Annotated in this window: 23 protein-coding genes; 16 read left to right on the forward strand and 7 right to left on the reverse strand. The window is 63.1% G+C overall.

Going from position 1 to position 19,138, the window contains the following annotated elements; translation table 11 throughout:
• Window positions 1-31: 31 nt before the first annotated feature.
• Genes QX070_RS15895 through QX070_RS15930 form a run of 8 tightly spaced genes read left to right on the forward strand, consistent with a single transcriptional unit; the run spans window position 32 to window position 2,874 of the window.
• Complete coding sequence (locus QX070_RS15895) at window positions 32-250, forward strand: ribbon-helix-helix domain-containing protein (RefSeq protein ID WP_315737961.1); 219 nt, start codon at window positions 32-34, stop codon at window positions 248-250.
• 12 nt (window positions 251-262) lie between these two features.
• Window positions 263-658, forward strand: a complete 396-nt coding sequence (locus QX070_RS15900; RefSeq protein WP_315737962.1) for a hypothetical protein — start codon at window positions 263-265, stop codon at window positions 656-658.
• 3 nt (window positions 659-661) lie between these two features.
• Window positions 662-1,006 carry a hypothetical protein gene (locus QX070_RS15905; protein ID WP_315737963.1) on the forward strand — a complete coding sequence of 115 codons (345 nt, stop codon included), beginning with the start codon at window positions 662-664 and terminating at the stop codon, window positions 1,004-1,006.
• A 12-nt stretch (window positions 1,007-1,018) separates the two neighbouring features.
• On the forward strand, window positions 1,019-1,237 hold the full coding sequence (locus QX070_RS15910; RefSeq protein WP_315737964.1) for a hypothetical protein: 219 nt from the start codon (window positions 1,019-1,021) through the stop codon (window positions 1,235-1,237).
• Between the two features lie 21 nt (window positions 1,238-1,258).
• Window positions 1,259-2,146: a hypothetical protein gene (locus QX070_RS15915; RefSeq protein ID WP_315737965.1), complete on the forward strand. Its 888-nt coding sequence runs from the start codon at window positions 1,259-1,261 to the stop codon at window positions 2,144-2,146.
• Complete coding sequence (locus QX070_RS15920; RefSeq protein ID WP_315737966.1) at window positions 2,143-2,331, forward strand: hypothetical protein; 189 nt, start codon at window positions 2,143-2,145, stop codon at window positions 2,329-2,331. The genes QX070_RS15915 and QX070_RS15920 overlap by 4 nt, the downstream gene beginning before the upstream one ends.
• Window positions 2,332-2,360: 29 nt before the next feature.
• A complete protein-coding gene (locus tag QX070_RS15925) occupies window positions 2,361-2,513 on the forward strand; it encodes a hypothetical protein (RefSeq protein ID WP_315737967.1) in 153 nt (50 codons plus the stop codon).
• A complete protein-coding gene (locus tag QX070_RS15930; RefSeq protein WP_315737968.1) occupies window positions 2,491-2,874 on the forward strand; it encodes a hypothetical protein in 384 nt (127 codons plus the stop codon). Before QX070_RS15925 ends, QX070_RS15930 begins: the two co-directional genes overlap by 23 nt.
• 837 nt (window positions 2,875-3,711) lie before the next feature.
• On the opposite strand, the gene QX070_RS15935 is transcribed toward QX070_RS15930, so the two are convergent.
• The 6 genes from QX070_RS15935 to QX070_RS15960 form a co-directional block, all read right to left on the reverse strand.
• Window positions 3,712-4,161, reverse strand: coding sequence for a hypothetical protein (locus QX070_RS15935; protein WP_315737969.1), 450 nt, complete (start codon window positions 4,159-4,161; stop codon window positions 3,712-3,714).
• A 29-nt stretch (window positions 4,162-4,190) separates the two neighbouring features.
• Window positions 4,191-4,745 carry a hypothetical protein gene (locus QX070_RS15940; protein WP_315737970.1) on the reverse strand — a complete coding sequence of 185 codons (555 nt, stop codon included), beginning with the start codon at window positions 4,743-4,745 and terminating at the stop codon, window positions 4,191-4,193.
• Window positions 4,726-5,421, reverse strand: a complete 696-nt coding sequence (locus QX070_RS15945; RefSeq protein ID WP_315737971.1) for an SOS response-associated peptidase — start codon at window positions 5,419-5,421, stop codon at window positions 4,726-4,728. The genes QX070_RS15940 and QX070_RS15945 overlap by 20 nt, the downstream gene beginning before the upstream one ends.
• A gap of 2 nt (window positions 5,422-5,423) precedes the next feature.
• A complete protein-coding gene (locus tag QX070_RS15950; RefSeq protein WP_315737972.1) occupies window positions 5,424-6,638 on the reverse strand; it encodes a restriction endonuclease in 1,215 nt (404 codons plus the stop codon).
• A gap of 91 nt (window positions 6,639-6,729) precedes the next feature.
• Entirely contained in the window at window positions 6,730-7,143 is a 414-nt protein-coding gene (locus tag QX070_RS15955) for a hypothetical protein (protein ID WP_315737973.1), read from the reverse strand.
• 1,144 nt (window positions 7,144-8,287) lie between these two features.
• Window positions 8,288-8,695: a thermonuclease family protein gene (locus QX070_RS15960; RefSeq protein WP_315737974.1), complete on the reverse strand. Its 408-nt coding sequence runs from the start codon at window positions 8,693-8,695 to the stop codon at window positions 8,288-8,290.
• Between the two features lie 1,081 nt (window positions 8,696-9,776).
• Between QX070_RS15960 and QX070_RS15965 the strand changes: the two genes are divergently transcribed.
• Window positions 9,777-10,697, forward strand: a complete 921-nt coding sequence (locus QX070_RS15965; protein WP_315737975.1) for a septal ring lytic transglycosylase RlpA family protein — start codon at window positions 9,777-9,779, stop codon at window positions 10,695-10,697.
• Between the two features lie 19 nt (window positions 10,698-10,716).
• On the forward strand, window positions 10,717-11,235 hold the full coding sequence (locus QX070_RS15970; protein ID WP_315737976.1) for a GNAT family N-acetyltransferase: 519 nt from the start codon (window positions 10,717-10,719) through the stop codon (window positions 11,233-11,235).
• Here QX070_RS15970 and QX070_RS15975 read toward each other — a convergent pair.
• The gene (locus tag QX070_RS15975; RefSeq protein WP_315737977.1) at window positions 11,232-12,185 is read right to left on the reverse strand and encodes an alpha/beta hydrolase; all 954 of its coding nucleotides are present in this window, start codon (window positions 12,183-12,185) and stop codon (window positions 11,232-11,234) included. The genes QX070_RS15970 and QX070_RS15975 overlap by 4 nt on opposite strands.
• Window positions 12,186-12,416: 231 nt before the next feature.
• Between QX070_RS15975 and QX070_RS15980 the strand changes: the two genes are divergently transcribed.
• The 6 genes from QX070_RS15980 (at window position 12,417) to QX070_RS16005 (ending at window position 19,069) form a co-directional block, all read left to right on the forward strand.
• Window positions 12,417-13,610 carry a D-alanyl-D-alanine carboxypeptidase family protein gene (locus tag QX070_RS15980; RefSeq protein WP_315737978.1) on the forward strand — a complete coding sequence of 398 codons (1,194 nt, stop codon included), beginning with the start codon at window positions 12,417-12,419 and terminating at the stop codon, window positions 13,608-13,610.
• A 4-nt stretch (window positions 13,611-13,614) separates the two neighbouring features.
• On the forward strand, window positions 13,615-14,295 hold the full coding sequence (gene tmk / locus QX070_RS15985; protein ID WP_315737979.1) for a dTMP kinase: 681 nt from the start codon (window positions 13,615-13,617) through the stop codon (window positions 14,293-14,295).
• On the forward strand, window positions 14,292-15,332 hold the full coding sequence (locus QX070_RS15990) for a DNA polymerase III subunit delta' (RefSeq protein ID WP_315737980.1): 1,041 nt from the start codon (window positions 14,292-14,294) through the stop codon (window positions 15,330-15,332). Before tmk ends, QX070_RS15990 begins: the two co-directional genes overlap by 4 nt.
• 70 nt (window positions 15,333-15,402) lie before the next feature.
• On the forward strand, window positions 15,403-17,481 hold the full coding sequence (gene metG / locus QX070_RS15995; protein WP_315737981.1) for a methionine--tRNA ligase: 2,079 nt from the start codon (window positions 15,403-15,405) through the stop codon (window positions 17,479-17,481).
• A complete protein-coding gene (locus QX070_RS16000; RefSeq protein WP_315737982.1) occupies window positions 17,481-18,272 on the forward strand; it encodes a TatD family hydrolase in 792 nt (263 codons plus the stop codon). The genes metG and QX070_RS16000 overlap by 1 nt, the downstream gene beginning before the upstream one ends.
• Window positions 18,269-19,069, forward strand: coding sequence for an MBL fold metallo-hydrolase (locus QX070_RS16005; RefSeq protein WP_315737983.1), 801 nt, complete (start codon window positions 18,269-18,271; stop codon window positions 19,067-19,069). Before QX070_RS16000 ends, QX070_RS16005 begins: the two co-directional genes overlap by 4 nt.
• Window positions 19,070-19,138: the final 69 nt, after the last annotated feature.

Genomic DNA, 19,138 nt, shown 5'->3' on the forward strand with positions numbered 1-19,138 from the left:
GATCGCCGCATGCAAGTAACAGGACGTTGCCATGGCAAAGAAGCCGCGCTTCCCGATCAAGCTGGAGTTCTGGACGTCGCCCGAGCAATACGAGGCGCTTCAGTTGCTCGCGGACGCCTCGCTGATGGACCGCTCGGATCATCTGCGGCAGGCGGTCCATGCGTATCTGGCGAATCACGGAGCAATCGCGGCCGTGCGGCAGCAGCAGACCAACGGCGCCGCCCATCACACGTCAACGGAATCAGCCTGATAGGAGTGAGCTGTGAGCTACAGTTACGAAGCGATCATGACCGCGCAGTTTGAGCGCATCCAGCAGGAGAAGGCGCAGCAGGCAGCAGAGCTTGAAGCGGGGCGCTATGCCGAGGACCCCGACCGGGTCAACTATGCCGCCAATCGCATCCTCGAACTCGATGCGCAGGAAGCTGCCTTGGCCCAGCGCGCGAACACGTTCTACACGCAGGCGCCAGCCATGAAGCAGAATCCGCATGGCCTGACTGACGAGGAGGTCGAGGTCGCGCGTAACAGCTTCACGCGCACCGATATGCAGATGACAGACGAGAAACGGCTCGAATTGTACGCGAGGCAGAAGGCTCGTTACCAGGAGATGCGCCGCACGGGCCAGTATCGAGACGATCAAGGCGTCGTTGTCCGGAGGTGAGCCATGGTCCTGACCTACAAGAGCACTGCCGTCGCTCAGGTCTATATTGTCGAGCGTGAGGCCAACGGCGACCAGCGCGTCGCTCGCGCGTTCCAAATGAACAACAACCCGAAACAGTGGTCCGCGCAGATCGAACACCCGGCAGGGACTCGGCAGTGCAGCAACATCTATGGCAATCGGGGCGATGTCGCTGTTGTACTCGCCGATTATCTGCACCGCACGCGCAATGAATACCTGCAGGAGGCCGCGCGCGGTCACCGACCCGAGGCTCCGAGGCGCGATGCCAACGTCGCGATCAACGATCTGGGCGAGCCGGCCGAGATCACCACGTTCCGGTCACACCGCTGATAGGAGACACCAATGAATCGGCTTGAACGACTCCGGGAGTACAAGCGCAAAGATGGCCCGAGCGGCGAAAGCCGAAGCCAGAAGACTCTGGATTATTGGGCCAACTACGCGAGCGAGAACTCGCTTCATCCCGGCAGGCGCGGGCCGAAGGCCGGCGGTCCGGGTCGCAGCGACAAGAACCATCTCGGCGAGGACGACTACATGCCGAACGTTCACCGCACCGGAAGCTGACCTCTAACCTTGGTGAACCCGATGGTGGTTCGTCGGAAGTATCGAAAGCCGCTGGCCTTCAAGGATGGCGGGGCGGTGCCGGTGATTGATCAGGTGACTCCGTCAGGGATGCCAGCGACGAATGCCGCTGTCCCCGAAGTTGTTGCGCCAGAACAGCACGATGCTATTGCTGGCGCGCTGAAGGCGCAGCTTCATGCCGAGGAACTGGCGCGGAATGCCGCGCGCGAACGCGACGAAGCCAGCCGACGTGCCGCCGACCGTGAGCGCGAGCGGCGCGAGGAGCTGGTGCCGGCGCGGGCGCAGCCGCTGTCGATCGAGGAACAGATTGATCGCATCCCAGACATCTCTGAGTTCAAGCGCCAGACATTGAAGCAATTTCCTCGGCTCATGGACCCTTCCATCGCGCCGCTGGCGCATCGGCATTATGCCGCAGCCTTGGCGGACGGTGTCGAGGATGACACCGAGCTGATGCAGACCCGAATCCTTGAAGGTGTGACGGCTGATCTGCGGCTGATGGAGCGCGCCCGTGCCGCGCCTTTGCGGACGGACCCGGCAGTGTCGGCACCCGCTGCACGGGCTCAGGAGCCACCTCCAGAGCGCCAGGCGCAGCCGCCCATCCAACAGCGACCCGCCGCTCTGCCACTATCAACAGCCCCCGCTCGCCGTTCTATCCCGGTCTCGGCGCCAGTGTCCCGCGAGGTTCCGAGCGCGTCCGGCAGGCCGCTAGTTGTTGACGGTCAGATCAAGCTGACCGCCGAGGAGCGCGCCATCGCCCGCAATTCGTTCGGCGCGGTCGGGGGCGTCCAGATGAGCGATGCCGAGAAGGAACGGTTGTACGCCAGGAACAAGGCGCGTTACTTGAAGATGCGCGAAGACGGAACCTATTCGGATCAGGGTGGCGGCCGATGACCTATTCCGACGATGTCGAGATCAACCACGACATTGAGCTGCTGCTTTATTACTTCGAGCAGTCGCCGTATGTCGCCGTTGGTCAGACGCCGCCACCCGCCAAAACGCGCGCCGAGATCATCGAAACCATCCGCGCCGAGCATGGCGATTGGGCGGCCAGCTCGGTCAGGATCACGGTGCACTGATGCCGATCCCAACGCGCCAGGACTACGCAATGCGCGAGATTGAAGACCTGATGGCGAACGTGGCCACGCGCTTGACCGTCATGAGGTTCACGCCAGGACAGAAGGACGTCGCGGGCTTGCGCGAGAGCCTGCAGGAGCTGGTCAACAAGGTCATGGCCCATGCCCACGATTGCCAGCAGTGAGACCCGCTACATCCCAATGGGCGTTGCCGAGAAAAAGAGCCGCCTGGAGCGGTTCGCCGCGCTCAACAGGTGGGTGACGGCTCGCGGTGGCTGGATTGTCTCGCTGCCCGGAGCCGATCCCGTTGTCATCGAGTGCCTGCCCGGATCATTCCTGATGGATGAGCTGACCGAAGCCGGATACGAGCTGACGCCGGCAGGGGAAGGCGAGCGCATCATCCCCGGTCAGATCGTCCAACGGTTGGGGTTGGCATTGAACGGCGCATTCGAACCGCTGCTGGGGGATTCGACCCAGCCCGCTGCGTTGACTGTGACACACGCCGGCATCGCTCGCGTGCTGCGGTTCAACTTGGGAACAGCCTAACACCAACGCTGTGCTGCGATCGTGAAAACGCCATCCCGACATCGTAACGCAACACGGGAACCGGGTTCTTAAAGGCCTGTTAACTGCGAAGCACCGAGGATTTGCACCATGATGAAAGCTGATCTTGAGCGCATTCGCGATCTGGCCGCGACGAAGCTAGCCACGGGGAACGAGCCCCCGTGGGTCTGGTATCAACTCATGAAGCTGCGAGAAGCGAGCGAAGCCCTTCTAGAGGGAATGGACGCTACGCAGCCCACGGCAGGTTTACGGGGATCGGAATCCGGTCGGGGAAGCGGTCTCCGACTAGTGGGTCCAGGCGACCAGCGAGAAAGCGCTCAACGCCGTCAAGATACAGTGTCGGTACGGCTGCCCACGTGACGTAGAGCCCCAGCCCGGAGTAAGCCATGATCTCGCGATCGCGACTGTGAGCCGAAAGGCGGCTTGCAATGTCTCCCTGCCCAACTCGGACAGTCCGTGGCACCGGGCCGCTATGCCAGATGATGTACACTCCGACTGTCGGGGTGACGCTAGCGAAATTGAACGGGAGCCGTAACCAAGTGTTCTCGGTACTTTTGATCCAGCTGAGGTTGGTGAGCATCTGAACTCCTTTGTGCGATGCGAAAGACCTCCCTTTTTTGTTGTAGTTGAGCAACAACATAGCGGAATCGTGTCCTCGAATTGGGCTTTCGAGACCAAAATCCCATCAACTTATTATTACTTAGTTGTGCAACGTGTCCCTTGCGAATCGCTGGTGCCCTAAGGTCACCGTGGTAACTCGTTACGTTCATTGCACCGGGTCATCCGATGCGGATCAAGGCATGACCGCTGGAGAGTGCATCAACTAGTCGCTGCAAGGGTCAGCGGATTGGTCCGAACCCAGATCAGAGCCTTAGTGCGTTGGTTGTCGTAGAAGCTGGCGGTGAACTCGAAGTCTACGGCGACATCGCCTTTCAACCCGGCAAGGTTCACGAAGAGATGCCGTTGGAATGGCCGATTCTGCGAAATGTTGTTCTCTTCGATAAGCCACTTCAAGTCGGCAATCTGATTCGCCCCGGTGTTTGTCGGAATGCCCAATTGCACAGCCGGGTCTGCCGCGCAGAGCTGAAGCGACTTCGGCCTGATAGTTCGGACTGTCAGGAGTTCCACGGCGAACGGCCTGTCAGAGCGACTGAAAAACCGCACCGCATACCAAGGCAAAATATGGGGCGATATCGTCGCCGAAACGGGTACTACGGACCACGGCGCCTTTCTGGACCGCAAAATCCATTGGATGCCGGTCCAGATCATGCGAACGCCGGCTAATCCCGCGCTTGCGCTTATGGGCTCCATGGATACGGCTCCAAGGGCTTGATCATCCAATCATCAACGGCTGAAAATTCCGTGTAGCCGCGACGGTTCAGTGCGAAGGGCGCAGATTGCGCAAGTGTCGTACAGTTGACCCCCACGCCGACAGCGTCTGCGGAGAGAGCCGCTTTCTGTTGCTGCGAGCCCGTGGCGTGTGATGGCCAGCCACACATTATTGAGAGAAAAGCCAGGAACACCGCCAGCCAGAACGCCGAATGCTCGATGTAGGTCCAATTCTCTGCTGTGATGAGCTTCGATCTGAAGGGCCCGATCTTAGAACTCCAAAATTTCGCGTAGCTGGTGTAGCCGGGGATGCTGCTGGCGATCGTTCCGCCTGCAATCCCAGCCATAAATATGCAGATGATCGAAAGAACCAACCAAAACGGATTGAACTTCAAGGGGACTTTGTCGCTCGCCGAATAAAGCCCGCCGAAGATTGTGGCCACGGTTGCGTAGAGCCCGATGTGAAACTTGGTGTAGTCGAACAAAAGCTTCAATTGCTCAAATTCACGATCTGCTTCCTCCATCTTCGCTCCCCCAAGTTGTTACCAGAACATCTTCTTTCGCTTCGCCTCGCGCAACTACCATGAGCGCATCGTCGGGTATGGGGCGCTGCAGCGTCTTGGCTTCATCCCATGGCGCGCGCAGCCAGACCTCGCGCTCCTCGGCGTTGGTCAGGATGACCGGCATCGCCTTGTCATGGATCGGCGCGACCACGGCGTTCGCCTTGGTGGTCAAGAATCCATAGACCAGATGCGGACCCGGCACAGGCTTGGACTTGGTGCCGCGATCGCCTTTGAACTCGGTCCAGATGCCGGCAAAGCATGTCAGCGGCCGGTCGTCTGACAGCGCGAACCAGACGACGTCCTTCTTCTTCGTCTCCGGGTTTGGCTCAGGCGCGTATTCGGCGAAGCTGTTGAACGGCACGAGGCAGCGATTCTCCGGCTTGAGCCAGCCGCGCCAGTGGGGTGAGGACGTGTTGCGGATGTTCGTCACGGGCGGCCCGCCCGTCCGGGGCGGGGGTGGCATGCCCCACCGCATCAGAACCATCTCGCGATCGTTGTCATTGCCGCGAATCACAGGCGCCGGATAGTCCGGGAACACGCCGGGCATAGGCGGCAGGTTAGCTTCGTACCGGCGCATGATCCGGAACAGTGCAGCGATCGCGGCTTGATTGGTGGTGATCGAATAGAGATTGCACATGCTCAATAGAGAAATGTGAGTTCGTCGACGACTGCACCGGAGCCGGCCGGACGTCCGGATACGGAATACGTGAAAGCTTGGCGGTCTAGGTGGTGCTCGCCTTCGTCGTCTTCTGAGGTGCTGGTTACGTTGAATTGCAAACGACCGCAGAAGGTGACAGACTCGCCTCCATCAAATTCAAGATCGTCGAGTTCAATATCGACGATTTCGCTATTTGAAGCGAAAGACTCGATTTCCGTCGGGATTCGGTTCCACCAGTAACTCGGAACACAGAGGCTTTGTTCAACATGGTCGCGATACAAGTCCCAAAGCGTATCACTGTCGCAATGAGCAGTAATTGAGTATTCCAGCTCATCGGAGAATTCATCAAATTCCTGCAATATTCCGACCAAGTTGAAAATCCGAGCACTGTCCTTGCTCGTTTTGGCGTAGAACAGCAGTTGATTATAGGCTTGCTTTGGAAACGATCGGATTAGCTGATCGGTGAACGCAAAAAATGCCTCGGAGTTAAGCTCCGAAAGTTTTTCAGCTGTCCGTGGGGTGGCAGCGCCTCTGACGACTAATGGCCGAAGCTGGTCAATCAAGGTTTGTTGAGCTGCATCGTGGGGCCAGACGTTTGAACCAGCCAGCGAGGCATACCGCTCCGAATAAGGCACAAGGTGTTGTCGAATCGCTCCGACGACCTGCCTTGGGAGAGCAGATTCGATCTTCTTCCGGGCCGCATCGATCTCCATGGCTGAGTTGCTCGCACTCTGCCGTGGGAAGAACTGTCTCAGCAAGTCTGCGAACTGGTCAGACAACAAAATCTTTGTGAGTTCGAACCGATCCCAAACTCTCGTTTGAATGCGATCCCGCGCAATGTCGCTCGCGAGCGCATCGAGTGTGGACTTGAGCGCTGTCCCGGCTGTAGTTGTGGTGGCTAGTAGAAAGCCGTTGCAGTCGTGTTGTTTCACCTTATCGCTGATGCTTCCGACATCCTGCTCTGTCACGGCCTTATTAGTCTTCGAATTGTCCTTGCAGTTCACTAGCCAGCGAACAGGACTTGACCCGATTCGGCCGGCTTGCGTTTCGTAAAAGATCAGGTCGCGGCCCTGATCGACGCCACGACCAGTCCAAGACACAGTCACCCCCAACCGTTCTCCGATAAGGCGGATCAGCCCCTCAAACGCCTCACCCGATGGCTTACTGCTCAGTTCACTGAAATCGAGAGTGGACATGGTGATCGCCTAATCGGATGGGTTCGTCAAAATCGGTTCCGCGAGCTTCCGAGCAGTCCTAGGGGGTTGGTTGACCCGTGTGCTCTCCCCCTTAGCGCTCACCGGGCCACCATACAGAAGCCGGATTGGCCGCCGAAATCTTGGTCTCGCGCAGCGCGACCAGCGCGCTCCGCTTGTATGGATAGCCTCGGAGCTGCGAGCAGTCTTTGCAGCGTATGTATCGCTCCAGCTCATGGATAGGCGTGAGCTTCGGTCGGCGGACGATGTCCAGCGCCACGGTCTGGTTGGTGTCGCAGCCGAGGCATCGGACCTCAAGATAGCAGAAGCCCGCGTTCAATGCGTCGCCGAGCGTAGGGGAGGGCTGGGCAGGCCCCTGGAAGCCGAGCATGCGCTTGTTCCAGGCATCGCAGGCGAGCCAATCGGCCTTCTTCCGCGCACGGGCAGCGCGGTCCGCTGCGATGCGGATGTCGGCGCCGTACAGCCGCTCCCGCGATTTCGTGCTCATGGCGCATGATTCCGCGAAATGCGCGCCGCGGAAAGCCGCTAGATGATGCGGTGGAAAACCGCCGAGCCACAATTAAGGCAATCGCGCAGCGGGTCTTCGAGCAGTCCATTATTCGGGTCTGCCGCAAAGGCTGATCAGGTACCCGATCAGAGCGCTCCCGACTCCGACTTTCTGAACCTCGGGGCGCGCTTCGGCATACTTGAGCACGTTCTCTGCCAATTGGACGTTTGTGATCTTCAGACGAATTACGCATTGACGATAATGTGCAGCGACCTTTTCTTCCGTCGGGGATGCGACAAATGTGGTCAGCCCATCGTACATTCCGGTGACGTACGCGGCCCGCTGTTGAAGAGGCATGTTCTGCCACTCGAAGTATGTAAAATATTCAGCTTTGCTCGTGACCGGTCCAATCATAAGGGCAAAGCTTAGCGCGATTGATCTTCTCATTTTGACCTGCAACTTTGCAGCCTCGTACCTGCTCTAATAATTCGCTCGTGCCGCTTGACGCCGATACGCCTCTATCATCTCGGCCGTCACATCGGCGGGATAGCACAGGGGCGAGGCGCCGCCCGGTCTTGAATGCGCGCTCCTCGCGCCGCAGGCCCTGCCGTTCCTCATTCGATCATCAGGACACGCGCAGGGGCGGCCAGTGGCGTAGTACTGGTCCCGGCTGGCTTTGATCAGGATCGCAACGAGCGTTTTAGTCTTTAACGACACCGCGCCCGTTGCAACGCGGGCACTTTGTATCCCCGTCGCAATGCTTGCACGTCTTCTGGACGAAACCTCCCCAATCGAGCCAAAAGCCCCGGCCATCGCACTTTGGGCAGCGTCCCGTTCCTTCGCATGATGGACAGTCTCGCGTAGCCATTCCGTCCTCCCTGCCAGATCGGCTGCTATTCTGCCTTGTTCTTTCGCGGTCTTGCAACTCTACGGTAGGGTTTGTCCGCGTCTTTTCGCTCGCCGCCGCTTATACCTCTTCGCAGTCCCCTGCTTTCATGGGCCATTCAAACGCGAGCGGTAAGCTCGTCAAGGTCACGTGGTATGTTGGACGCGGTTCGCGCTATGCCTTGGCCTCGGCGGCAATCAACGGCATGTTACGTGTGATCCCGTAAGACCGCCGGAGCGCTGATGCAGAAGCCGCCGCTTAGACGAGCCATTGGCGAAGGTCCGGACCAGGGACTCCGAGCAGGCAGACCGCAACCGTGCTGCCATACTGGTCGTGGCCGCGAGGAGAGCAGGTGACAGGACGCGGTATGGCGTAGAACAGCCCGGCCAGAGACGCGGCTGCCTGTCGGCCGCAGGGGTAGAGATCGCTGTCGCCGTTGCGGCAAAGCTGGTCGCTCTCCGGCGCGTCGATGCCCCATAGCCTGATGCGCTCGCGGTGGATTTCGATCGTGTCACCGTCGACGACCACGGCGCGGCCGACGATGTCGTCGGCAGGAGCTGCGCTAGGCGACAGCAGGCAGAGCAAGAAAATGGCGATTACGGAGGAGCGTTTGCAGGTGTTGAGATCGAAATGACGAAACGTGATCGTGGGCAAATGTCTGGGCATATCTGTTGCGGTAACCGACCCTAGCAGGGGGCGTTCTTAAGAAATCGTCGGACCGGAAAAACCTTCTAAAACAAGGGGAAACGGGACTTTCCGGTATGGCTCGGGAAAGTCCCTTTCGTATTTCAAGACCGGTGCCTTAAACCACTCGGCCACCCTTCCATCCGGCGTCGTCTCCGGAACGTCGGCGATACCCGCGCCATGACGGCGCGGTATCGACGCGATCCTTGTTTAGGGTGCTGGCTTGCGGCTCGTCAACGGCGCATTCACGACGGCGCCGGATGTGATGCGAAGCCCGCGTTCACCGGAACGCGAAAACCATCAGACCCGAGCACAACACTGCCGTGCTCAGCGCTGCCAGGGCGAGAAAGCTGCCCGAGAGCATGTCTTGACGTCGTAAGTCTTGATGTCTCAAGTCTTGGTGTCGCATGGGCCACCTTCTGCAGCTGGGCTGCCGATCCGACCTCACGTCGATCGGAAGAAGCGGACGACCGGAAGAAGAGGGGTCTGGAAGACCTGCTGGTCGAAACTGCAAGCTTCAGGTTGCTCCTGAAGTGTCATTGTTGAAGTGGACGCAAACATCGAAGCGGACGAGAGCCGACCATGACGTCGGCTGTCCGATCCGTCCGGAATCAGGCCCGCGAGCGGACCCCTTCAAACGCATGAGCAAGGAAGATCCCGGCGCCAACCAAGCCCATCACTGCCGTCATTGCTTCGATCATAGCGAACACACCCTGTTGCGCCCCACGTGAAGCAAACGACGTGCAGCCCTGCACAGTCAAAATGATTCAGGTCCCGAGAAATGAGAACACTCCCAAGTGAGGATTTCACGCAACATATGTGTCCAAAAAGGTGCACTCGCAACAAGGAGGCGCAGTGGAGTGCACGCTTGGGCGGCTATCGTCCGCGTCACAACCACTGGAAAGCTCCGGTTAACCACGACGGGGCCCACCCCATTTCCGCCGTGTTCGGGTTGCGTTATCCTTGTGCATTGAGTTGCGGGGATGCGACTCGGGGACAAGCCGGGACGCGCAGGCCTGATGGGATGGCTCGGCTGCGACCGGCACATTGGTAATTGGGGTCGATGGGGATTGGTCAAACAGATCCGGTCGAGAGAGCGGTGCGCAGTGCCGTCGCCGTCCTCGCCTGCCTGATGGTCGCGAACTGCGCCTCGTCCAACAAGTTCGCCAGCAAGGTCGATCCGAAATACGGCGTGTCGTCGAGCCCGCGCGTCGTCGGCATCGGCGAGCCGGTGCCGAAGGGCGGCGGCGTCTACCGCATCGGCAAGCCCTATACCGTGGCCGGGAAGACCTATGTTCCCGAGGAGGATACGAACTATCGCGCCGAGGGCATGGCCTCCTGGTATGGCGATGATTTTCACGGCCGGCTGACCGCCAATGGCGAGGTCTTCGACATGACGTCGCTGACGGCCGCCCATCCGACCCTGCCGCTGCCGAGCTACGCCCGCGTCACCAACCTCGCCAACGGCAAATCGCTGATCGTCCGCATCAATGATCGCGGCCCTTACCACGGCAACCGGCTGATCGACGTCTCCAACAAGGCGGCCGATCTGCTCGAGTTCAAGGGCAACGGCATCGCCAAGGTGCGGGTGGAGTATGTCGGCCGCGCCCCGCTGGAGGGCTCCGACGATACCCAGCTGATGGCGACCTTGCGCACCGGCATCCCGGCGCCGGCCCCCTCCCTGGTGCGCGTCGCCTCGGCCAGGCCGTTCGTGCCCGAGATGGGCGCGGGCCGTCCGATCCGCGGCGAGATCCCGCTGCCCGAGGGGCGGCCGTATACGCTCGGCAACGGTTCGGCCGACATGGCTTCGATTGCGGCGACCTCGGAAATGTCGGCGTCCAGCAGAACGCGGGGCCGCAACCTCGAGAACCCGCGCGCCGTGTCCTATGACCAGGACGGCCGCTACGTCTCGCAGGGCAGGGCAGAGGCGAACGACGGCGCCAACGAGGCGCGCGACATCATGAGCGGCCGCGGCCTGTACTGACCTCCGCTGCTCGGTCGGCGTGACGACGATCGAGGCCGAGATCGTCTCGCGCGACGCCCGATTGCGGCTGCGACGTGCCGAGACCGCCGACGCGCCGTTTCTGCGCGACCTCTTCAAATCCGTCAAAGGCGCGCAACTTGCCGCAGCCGGCTTGCCGCCCGCGATGCTCGACCTCGTGCTGGCGCAGCAATTTCGCGCACAGGTCGCAGGCCATGCGACTCAGTGTCCTGCGGCGCACTCGCTGATCATCCTCCGCGATGCTGCGCCGGTCGGGCGGCTGCTGCTCGACCGCGCGGCGCAGAGATGGCACGTGGTCGATCTCGCGTTGCTGCCTGGCGCGCGCAACGCGGGTGTCGGACGCGAGATCATGCAGGCGGTCGCCACGGCGGCACGGGAGCAGGGCGCCGAGGTGCTCTCGCTCGCGGTCGCGACGACGAATGACGACGCGATCCGGTTCTACGTGCGGCTTGGCTTCCGCGACGTGGCGCACGGGGCGACGGCGTCGCATCGCATGATGGAGCTGCCGCTCGCGGGCTAGCGAGCAAGAGCCGCCTCGCGCAGGAATGCAATCAGCGCCGCATTCACCTCGGCGGCGCATTCCTGCTGGATCCAGTGCCCGGCGCCGTCGATGATCAGCTTGCGCCGGAGATCCGGCAGCACGCGCGCCATGTCCTGAACGCGCTTTGCACCGATGATCCCGGTCACGACCGCGTCCGCGCTGCCGGCGATGAACAGCGCCGGCTGGCGGATCTGCGCGTCCTGCCACGGCGCGGTGAGCTCCCAGTTGCGGTCGATGTTGCGGTACCAGTTCAGGCCGCCGTGAAAGCCGGAGGCGCGATAGGCCGCGATGAACTCGGCAAGGTCGGCCTCACCGAGCCACGCGGGCAGCGGCAGGTCGGGGTTAGCCGCGCCGAGGAAGCCCTTGCCTGGCGCGACAAACAGCGCCTGCGGATCGGAGAAGCCGCGCGCGAGCATGGTGCGAATCGTCAGCGCCACGTCGCGTTCGAACTCCGCCTCGGCGATCCCCGGTGTCTGAAAGTACTGCCAGTAGAAATTCTCGATGCCGCCGGCCTTAAGGGTGTCGAGCGGCCGGCCGTGGCCGCGGAACGGGGGCGGGACGCTCAGGCCCGCGACGGCGGTGAACAGGTCCGGCCGGAACAGCGCTGCGTGCCAGGCCACCGGCGCGCCCCAGTCGTGGCCGATGATGACGGCCTGGCGCTCGCCCAGCGCCCCGACCAGTCCGACCATGTCTCCGACCGTGTCGAAGATGGTATAGGCGCCGATATGGTCAGGCGCCTGCGAGCGGCCGAACCCGCGCATGTCCGGCGCCACGACCCGATAGCCCGCAGCGGCAAGGGCAGGGATCTGGTGCCGCCACGAATACGACAGTTCGGGCCAGCCGTGGCACAGCACGACAAGCGGGCCTTCGCCCTGTTCGCGCACGAACAGCTCGATTCCGTTGGCCTTGATGATCCGCGTCGATGACACCGTTTCCCCCTTGATTGCTCGACTTTTTGATTGCCGGCCCTGGACGTATCGCATCGCGCGACGGGTCGTGCAAATCCACGGGACAGCGGTCGGATCCGCGGGATTGCCGAGTTGTTTGCGCCTGCCGCAGCTGCTAGATTCCCAGTGCGCTCCAGAGCTTAGCCGGTGGATTTCATGACCTTACCGCTCCGTCGCTCCGGTTTCACGTCCGGACGGACGACGCGTGCGCTCATGGCCTTGGCCGTAGCGCTTGCCGTCGGCTGGAGTGGCGTGCTTTTCGCTGCCAACCAGAGCGTCCAGGGCGCGCGCAAGGAGGATGGCGGCTTCGACGGCGATGCGCCGACCGCGATCCTGATCGAGGCCAACAGCGGCAGCGTGCTGTTCGAGAAGAACGCGGACGAGCTGCGCGCGCCTTCCAGCATGATGAAGCTGATGACCGCCGAGGTGGTGTTCAACGCCGTCAAGGAGGGCACGATCAAGCTCAACGACGAATATCGCATCAGCGAGAATGCCTGGCGCCGGGGCGGAGCGCCCTCCGGCACCTCGACGATGTTCGCCGCCCTCAACAGCAAGGTGTCGGTGAGCGACCTCCTGCACGGCGCGATCATCCAGAGCGGCAACGACGCCTGCATTGCGCTCGCCGAAGGGATGGCCGGCAACGAGAAGATCTTCGCCGCCGACTACATGACCAAGCGGGCGCGCGAGCTCGGCTTCACCAAATCGACCTTCGCCAATTCCAACGGGCTGCCGGACCCCGGCAACAAGATGACGGTGCGTGAGCTCTCCATGCTCGCCCGGCACATCATCCTGGATTTTCCGGAGTTCTATAAGATCTTCGGCGAGAAGGAATTCACCTGGAACAAGATCCGGCAGCAGAACCGTAACCCGCTGCTGAACGCGATGGAAGGCGCTGACGGCCTCAAGACCGGTTTCACCAAGGAGGGCGGCTACGGCATGGTCGGCTCGGCCGTGCAGAACGGCACACGGCTGATCGTCGTGGTCAATGGTCTCGAGGATCCCGAGGACCGCGCCACCGAGGCCAAGAAGATGCTGGAATGGGGCTTCCGCAACTTCGAGACCCGCACCCTGTTCGCGGCGGAGCAGCCGATCGGCTACGCCAAGGTGTTCGGGGGCGAGAGCCGCTCGGTCAAGCTGTCGAGCCCGGTGCCGGTCAAGGTCATGGTGCAGAAGAACGGCGGCGACAAGCTGATCGCCCGCATCGTCTACAGCGGCCCGGTCAGGGCACCCGTCGAGCCCGGGCAGAAGGTCGGGGTTGTCAGGGTCTGGCGCGGCCCCAATATCGCCATGGAGGCCCCTGTCTATGCTGCGGAGGCGGTGGGCAAGGGGTCCACGATGCGGCGTGCGATCGATGGGGTCAGCGAGCTCGTGATCGGGATGTTCCGCGCCGGGGCCGAGAAGCTCTAGAGACATGGCGGAAGCAGCTTTGAAACGTGGTCCTGGCCGCGGCCGATTCGTCACCTTCGAGGGCGGCGAGGGCGCCGGAAAATCTACGCAGATCAAGATGCTGGCGGACCATCTGCAGAAAGAGGGTGTGCGTCTGGTCCTGACCCGCGAGCCCGGGGGCTCACCGGGCGCGGAGATCATGCGCCACCTCGTGCTGTCGGGTATGGGCAGGCTGCTGGGCCCGGAGGCCGAGACGCTGCTGTTTGCCGCCGCTCGCGACGACCATGTGCGCAACGTGATTCTGCCGGCCCTGAACCAGGGTAGCTGGGTGCTGTGCGATCGCTTCTTCGATTCGACCCGGGCCTACCAGGGCAGCCAAGGCAAGGTCGCGCCGGATGTGCTCAATGCGATGCAGCGGGTGACGATCGGCGACCTCAAGCCGGATCTGACCCTCATCCTCGATGTTCCCGTCGAGATCGGTCTGCAGCGTGCCGCGGCGCGGCGCGGCACCGGAACCCCGGACCGGTTCGAAGGCGAGGACATCAAGTTCCACAAGGGGCTGCGCGAGGCCTTTCACAAGATCGCCGCCGAGGATCCCCGGCGCTGCGTGCTGATCGACGCGACGGCGAGCGCGGAGACCGTCTCGCAGCTCGTTTGGGACGCCGTGCGCGAGCGCCTGTTCACGGAAGTGGCGGCGGCGTCATGAGCGCACGCAAGGTCGAGCCGGAGATCGCGGTCCGCCACCCACGCGAAACCACCGCCTTGTTCGGCCATCGCGACGCCGAGGCGGCGCTGCTGTCGGCCTATCGCAGCGGCCGGATGGCGCATGCCTGGCTGATCGGCGGCCCGCAAGGCATCGGCAAGGCCACCTTGGCTTACCGCATGGCGCGCTTCGTGCTCACCCACCGTGATCCTGCCTCGGACGCGGTGCGTACCGCCGGCTCGCTGTACGTGGACCCGGACGATCACGTGGCCCGGCTGATCGCCTCCGAGGCCCATGGTGGGCTGCTCACGCTGGAGCGCTCGGCCAACGACAAGGGCGTGCTGCGCACCGTCATCACTGTGGACGAGACCCGCGAGACGATCTCGTTCTTCGGCTCGACGGCGGCGGTCGAGGGCTGGCGGGTGTGCATCGTCGACACCGTCGACGAGCTCAATCCCAACGCCGCCAACGCGCTGCTCAAGATCCTCGAGGAGCCGCCGCAGCAGTCGCTGTTCCTGCTGGTCAGCCACGCACCGGCGCGGGTGCTCGCCACCATCAAATCGCGCTGCCGCCGGCTGGCGCTGCGGGCCTTGTCGACCGACGACGTCGTCAGCGCCGCGGCCGAGGCCACCGGAATGGACGGAGCCGATCCGGCGCTGCGCGAGGCCGCCAGGGCCTCCGAGGGCAGCGTCGCGCGGACCCTGATGCTGCTGGGCGGCGACGGGCTGCAGCTGCAGACCCGGACCGCCGCGCTGCTCGCGAGCCTGCCCCGGATCGACCCGGGCGAGCTGCATGCCCTGGGCGATGCGCTCGGCACCAGCGACCGTGTCGCGCTGGCAAGCTTCCTCGACAGCATCGAGCGCTGGGTGGCGGAGCGGCTGCGGGCCGCAGATCCGAACGCGGAACTGCCGCGCCTTGCACGGCTGGCGGAGGTATGGGAAAAGATCGTCCGCGCCGCGCGCGACACCGAATCCTATAATCTGGAGCGAAAACCGCTGGTTTTCTCGGTGTTCGGGATGCTCGCCGAAGCCACGCGGTAACCGCGCCGACCATCATCCCGGGATCATCAGGATCAATCCGTCGACCGACGTCGTCAAAGAGGAATTTGCCGTGGCAAAGGCCAGCAAGACAACCGTGAAGAAGGGCAAGCCCGCGGGCATGAGCGCCGCGAAGAAGGCTGCCGCCAAGGCGCCCGCGAAGGGCAAGACCAGCGCGTCCAAAGCGAAGGCAGCGAAGGACAAGGACGCCAAGAAAAAGACCGCCAAATCCAAGACGGCGCCCGCGAAAGCCAAGAGCAAAGCCCCGGCGGCGAGCGCAGCCAAGAAAGCTGCGACGACCGCCGCCAAGAAAGCTGTCAAGAAAGCTGTGAAGGCGCCAGCCAAGAAGGCCGCGGCAAAGCCTGCCACACCGCCGGTCAAGAAGACGGCGCCCAAGCCCGCGGCAGCAACGAACAAGCCGTCGGCAGCGAAACAGCCCGCCGCTCCGAAGCAGCCGGCCGCACCGAAGAAGGCCGCGCCGGCCATCGTTGAAGCGCCGAAGCCGCCACGCGCCGCGAAGCCGAAGGCACCGCGCAAGCCGAAGGTCGATGCCGCCGTGGTCGTCGAGATCGATGAGATCGTAGCGCAGGTCGCCGCAGCGCCGGTCGACAAGAACACCTTCTACGTCACGACAGCGATCGCCTATCCCAACGGCAACCCGCATATCGGCCACGCCTATGAGGCGATCGCGACCGACGCCATCGCGCGCTTTGCGCGGCTCGACGGCAAGGACGTGTACTTCCTGACCGGCACCGATGAGCACGGGTTGAAGATGGTGCAGACCGCGCAGAACGAGGGGCTGACGCCATCGGAGCTCGCAACCCGCAATGCCGGCCGCTTCCGCGACATGGACGAGCGGCTGAACGTCTCGTTCGACCGCTTCATCCGCACCACCGAGCCCGCGCATCATCGCTCCGTCCAGGCGATCTGGAACCGCATGCGCGAGAATGGCGACATCTATGCCGACAGCTATGCCGGCTGGTACTCGGTACGCGACGAGGCCTATTACGCCGAGGACGAGACGGTGGTCGGCGAGGACAACGTCCGCCGCGGCCCGCAGGGCACGCCGGTCGAATGGGTCGAGGAGAAGAGCTATTTCTTCCGCCTGTCGGCCTATCAGGAGAAGCTGCTCGCTCTCTATGACAGCCAGCCCGATTTCATCGGGCCGGACGCGCGGCGCAACGAGATCATCAGCTTCGTCAAGGGCGGGCTGAAGGACCTGTCGATCTCGCGCACCACCTTCGACTGGGGCGTGCGGGTGCCGCATGACGACGAGCACGTGATGTATGTGTGGGTCGACGCGCTCACCAACTACATCACCGGCGTCGGATTCCCCGACGAGAACGATCCGAACTGGAAGTACTGGCCGGCCGACGTCCACGTCATCGGCAAGGACATCATCCGATTCCATGCGGTGTACTGGCCGGCGTTCCTGCTGTCGGCCGGCGTGCCGGTGCCGAAGCGGGTCTATGCGCACGGATTCCTGTTCAACAGGGGCGAGAAGATGTCGAAATCGGTCGGCAACGTCGTCGATCCGTTCAACCTCGCCGACCAGTATGGCGTCGACCAGCTGCGCTACTTCTTCCTGCGCGAGGTGCCGTTCGGGCAGGACGGCAACTACAATCACGAGGCGATCGTCGCGCGCATCAACGCCGATCTCGCCAACGACCTCGGCAACCTCGCGCAGCGCTCGCTGTCGATGATCGCAAAGCAACTCGGCGGCGTGCTGCCGGAGCCCGGCGAGTTCTCGGCCAACGACAAGGCGATCCTGGCGGAGGCCGACGCGATGATCGGCGCCGCACGGAAGGCGATGGCGACGCAGCAGATCCACCAGTGGCTCAACGCCGTGTGGTCGGTCGTGGCCGAGGCCAATCGCTATTTTGCGGGCGAGGCGCCGTGGGCCCTGGCCAAGACCGATCCGAAGCGCCAGCACACCGTGCTGTATGTCACCGCCGAGGTCATCCGGCAGGTCGCGATCCTGACCCAGCCGGTGATGCCGGCGGCGTCGGCAAAGCTGCTCGAGAGCCTCGGCATTCCCGAGGACGAACGGAATTTCGCGCGGCTCGGCGGCGAGTTCAGGATTGCGGCCGGCACGCAACTGCCGGCGCCCCAGGCGGTGTTCCCGCGCTACATCGAGCCGACGGCGGCGTGATGCTGGTCGACAGCCATTGCCATCTGGACTTTCCGGATTTCGCCGAGGATCTGGATGGCATCGTTGCGCGCGCCGCGGCCGCCGGCGTCGGCCGCCTGGTGACGATCTCGACGCGGGTGCGGCGGTTGCATGAGCTGCTCGCCATCGCCGAGCGGTTCGAGAATGTCTATTGTTCGGTCGGCACCCATCCGCACAATGCGGATGAGGAGGACGGCATCCCGGCCGCGGAGCTGATTGCCTTGACCCGTCATCCCAAGGTGGTCGCGCTCGGCGAGGCCGGGCTCGACAATTTCTACGATCACGGCTCGAAGGACGCCCAGGAGCGCGGGTTCCGCGCGCATATTGCAGCCGCCCGTGAAACAGGCCTGCCGTTGGTGATCCACACCCGCGAGGCCGACGCGCAGTGCAGCCGTATCCTCGAGGAGGAGATGGCGCGCGGACCTTTCCAGGCCGTGCTGCATTGCTACACGGGCGGGCGTGAGCTGGCGATGAAGGCGATCGATCTTGGACTGCACATCTCGTTCACGGGCATCGTGACGTTCAAGAAGTCCGAGGCATTGCGCGCGCTCGCCGCCGAGGTGCCGGCCGACCGCATCATGGTCGAGACCGACGCGCCGTATCTGGCGCCCGGCAAGTTTCGCGGCAAGCGCAACGAGCCCGCTTACGTCGTCGAGACCGCGAAGGTGCTGGCGGAGGCGCGCGGCGTCTCGTTCGAGGAGTTCTCGCGCCAGACCACCGAGACCTTCTTCAAGCTGTTCTCGAAGGTGCCGCGGCCACAGGAGGCTGCATGACGTTGACGCTCACCATCCTCGGCTGCGGCTCCTCGGCCGGCGTGCCGCGCCCGGCGCTAGGGTGGGGCGCCTGCGATCCCAACAACCCGAAGAACCGCCGCAGGCGCTGCTCGCTTCTGGCTGAGCGCGGCGGAGCGCATGGCGTGACGCGCGTGGTCATCGACACCTCGCCGGATCTGCGCGAGCAGTTGATCGATACGCAAGTCGATCACATCGATGCGGTGTTTCTCACGCATGAGCACGCCGACCAGACTCATGGCATCGACGATCTGCGCTCGGTGGTGATGCATCAGCGGCGGCGGATTCCGGTCTACCTGAACCAGTCGACCGCCAAGGACATCATGCACCGGTTCTCCTATTGCTTCATCTCGCCACCGGGAAGCGACTATCCGCCGATCCTGACCCAGCACGCGATCGAGGCGGGCGAGACCCAGGCGGTGGAAGGCAAGGGCGGCGAGCTGAAGCTGACGGCGTTCCTGGTCCAGCACGGCAACATCCCCGCGCTCGGCTATCGCATCGGCGATGCCGCCTACACGCCGGACCTCAACGACATCCCCGAGGAGAGCTGGGGCGCGCTGGAGGATCTCGACCTCTGGATCGTCGACGGCCTGCGCCCTGCCTCGCATCCGAGCCATTTCTCGGTCAACGACGCTCTGGCCTGGATCGAGCGCTTCAAGCCGAAGCGCGCCGTCATCACCAACATGACCGCCGATCTCGACTACGAGGTGCTGCGCCAGAGCCTACCCGATGGCGTGGTACCGGCGTATGACGGCATGCGACTGGAGCTGGATTCGTAGGGTGGGCAAAGGCGCGGCCGCGCTCTCTCCCCATGCGGGATTGCGATGGCGCCGTGCCTACCATCTTGC

The sequence above is a fragment of the Bradyrhizobium sp. SZCCHNR1093 genome (assembly GCF_032381175.1).
Taxonomy (GTDB): Bacteria; Pseudomonadota; Alphaproteobacteria; order Rhizobiales; family Xanthobacteraceae; genus Bradyrhizobium.

Bases quoted from the DNA above. Each gene is read 5' to 3' on its own strand.
- QX070_RS15990 (WP_315737980.1), top strand. From the start codon at position 14,292: ATGAGCGCACGCAAGGTCGAGCCGGAGATCGCGGTCCGCCACCCACGC.
- QX070_RS15895 (WP_315737961.1), top strand. From the start codon at position 32: ATGGCAAAGAAGCCGCGCTTCCCGATCAAGCTGGAGTTCTGGACGTCG.
- QX070_RS16005 (WP_315737983.1), top strand. From the start codon at position 18,269: ATGACGTTGACGCTCACCATCCTCGGCTGCGGCTCCTCGGCCGGCGTG.
- QX070_RS15965 (WP_315737975.1), top strand. From the start codon at position 9,777: ATGGGGATTGGTCAAACAGATCCGGTCGAGAGAGCGGTGCGCAGTGCC.
- QX070_RS15930 (WP_315737968.1), top strand. From the start codon at position 2,491: ATGCCCACGATTGCCAGCAGTGAGACCCGCTACATCCCAATGGGCGTT.
- tmk (WP_315737979.1), top strand. From the start codon at position 13,615: ATGGCGGAAGCAGCTTTGAAACGTGGTCCTGGCCGCGGCCGATTCGTC.
- QX070_RS15935 (WP_315737969.1), bottom strand. From the start codon at position 4,161: ATGATCTGGACCGGCATCCAATGGATTTTGCGGTCCAGAAAGGCGCCG.
- QX070_RS15955 (WP_315737973.1), bottom strand. From the start codon at position 7,143: ATGAGCACGAAATCGCGGGAGCGGCTGTACGGCGCCGACATCCGCATC.
- QX070_RS15940 (WP_315737970.1), bottom strand. From the start codon at position 4,745: ATGGAGGAAGCAGATCGTGAATTTGAGCAATTGAAGCTTTTGTTCGAC.
- QX070_RS15960 (WP_315737974.1), bottom strand. From the start codon at position 8,695: ATGCCCAGACATTTGCCCACGATCACGTTTCGTCATTTCGATCTCAAC.
- QX070_RS15950 (WP_315737972.1), bottom strand. From the start codon at position 6,638: ATGTCCACTCTCGATTTCAGTGAACTGAGCAGTAAGCCATCGGGTGAG.
- QX070_RS15920 (WP_315737966.1), top strand. From the start codon at position 2,143: ATGACCTATTCCGACGATGTCGAGATCAACCACGACATTGAGCTGCTG.
- QX070_RS15945 (WP_315737971.1), bottom strand. From the start codon at position 5,421: ATGTGCAATCTCTATTCGATCACCACCAATCAAGCCGCGATCGCTGCA.
- QX070_RS15910 (WP_315737964.1), top strand. From the start codon at position 1,019: ATGAATCGGCTTGAACGACTCCGGGAGTACAAGCGCAAAGATGGCCCG.
- QX070_RS16000 (WP_315737982.1), top strand. From the start codon at position 17,481: ATGCTGGTCGACAGCCATTGCCATCTGGACTTTCCGGATTTCGCCGAG.
- QX070_RS15980 (WP_315737978.1), top strand. From the start codon at position 12,417: ATGGCCTTGGCCGTAGCGCTTGCCGTCGGCTGGAGTGGCGTGCTTTTC.
- QX070_RS15925 (WP_315737967.1), top strand. From the start codon at position 2,361: ATGCGCGAGATTGAAGACCTGATGGCGAACGTGGCCACGCGCTTGACC.
- QX070_RS15905 (WP_315737963.1), top strand. From the start codon at position 662: ATGGTCCTGACCTACAAGAGCACTGCCGTCGCTCAGGTCTATATTGTC.
- QX070_RS15915 (WP_315737965.1), top strand. From the start codon at position 1,259: ATGGTGGTTCGTCGGAAGTATCGAAAGCCGCTGGCCTTCAAGGATGGC.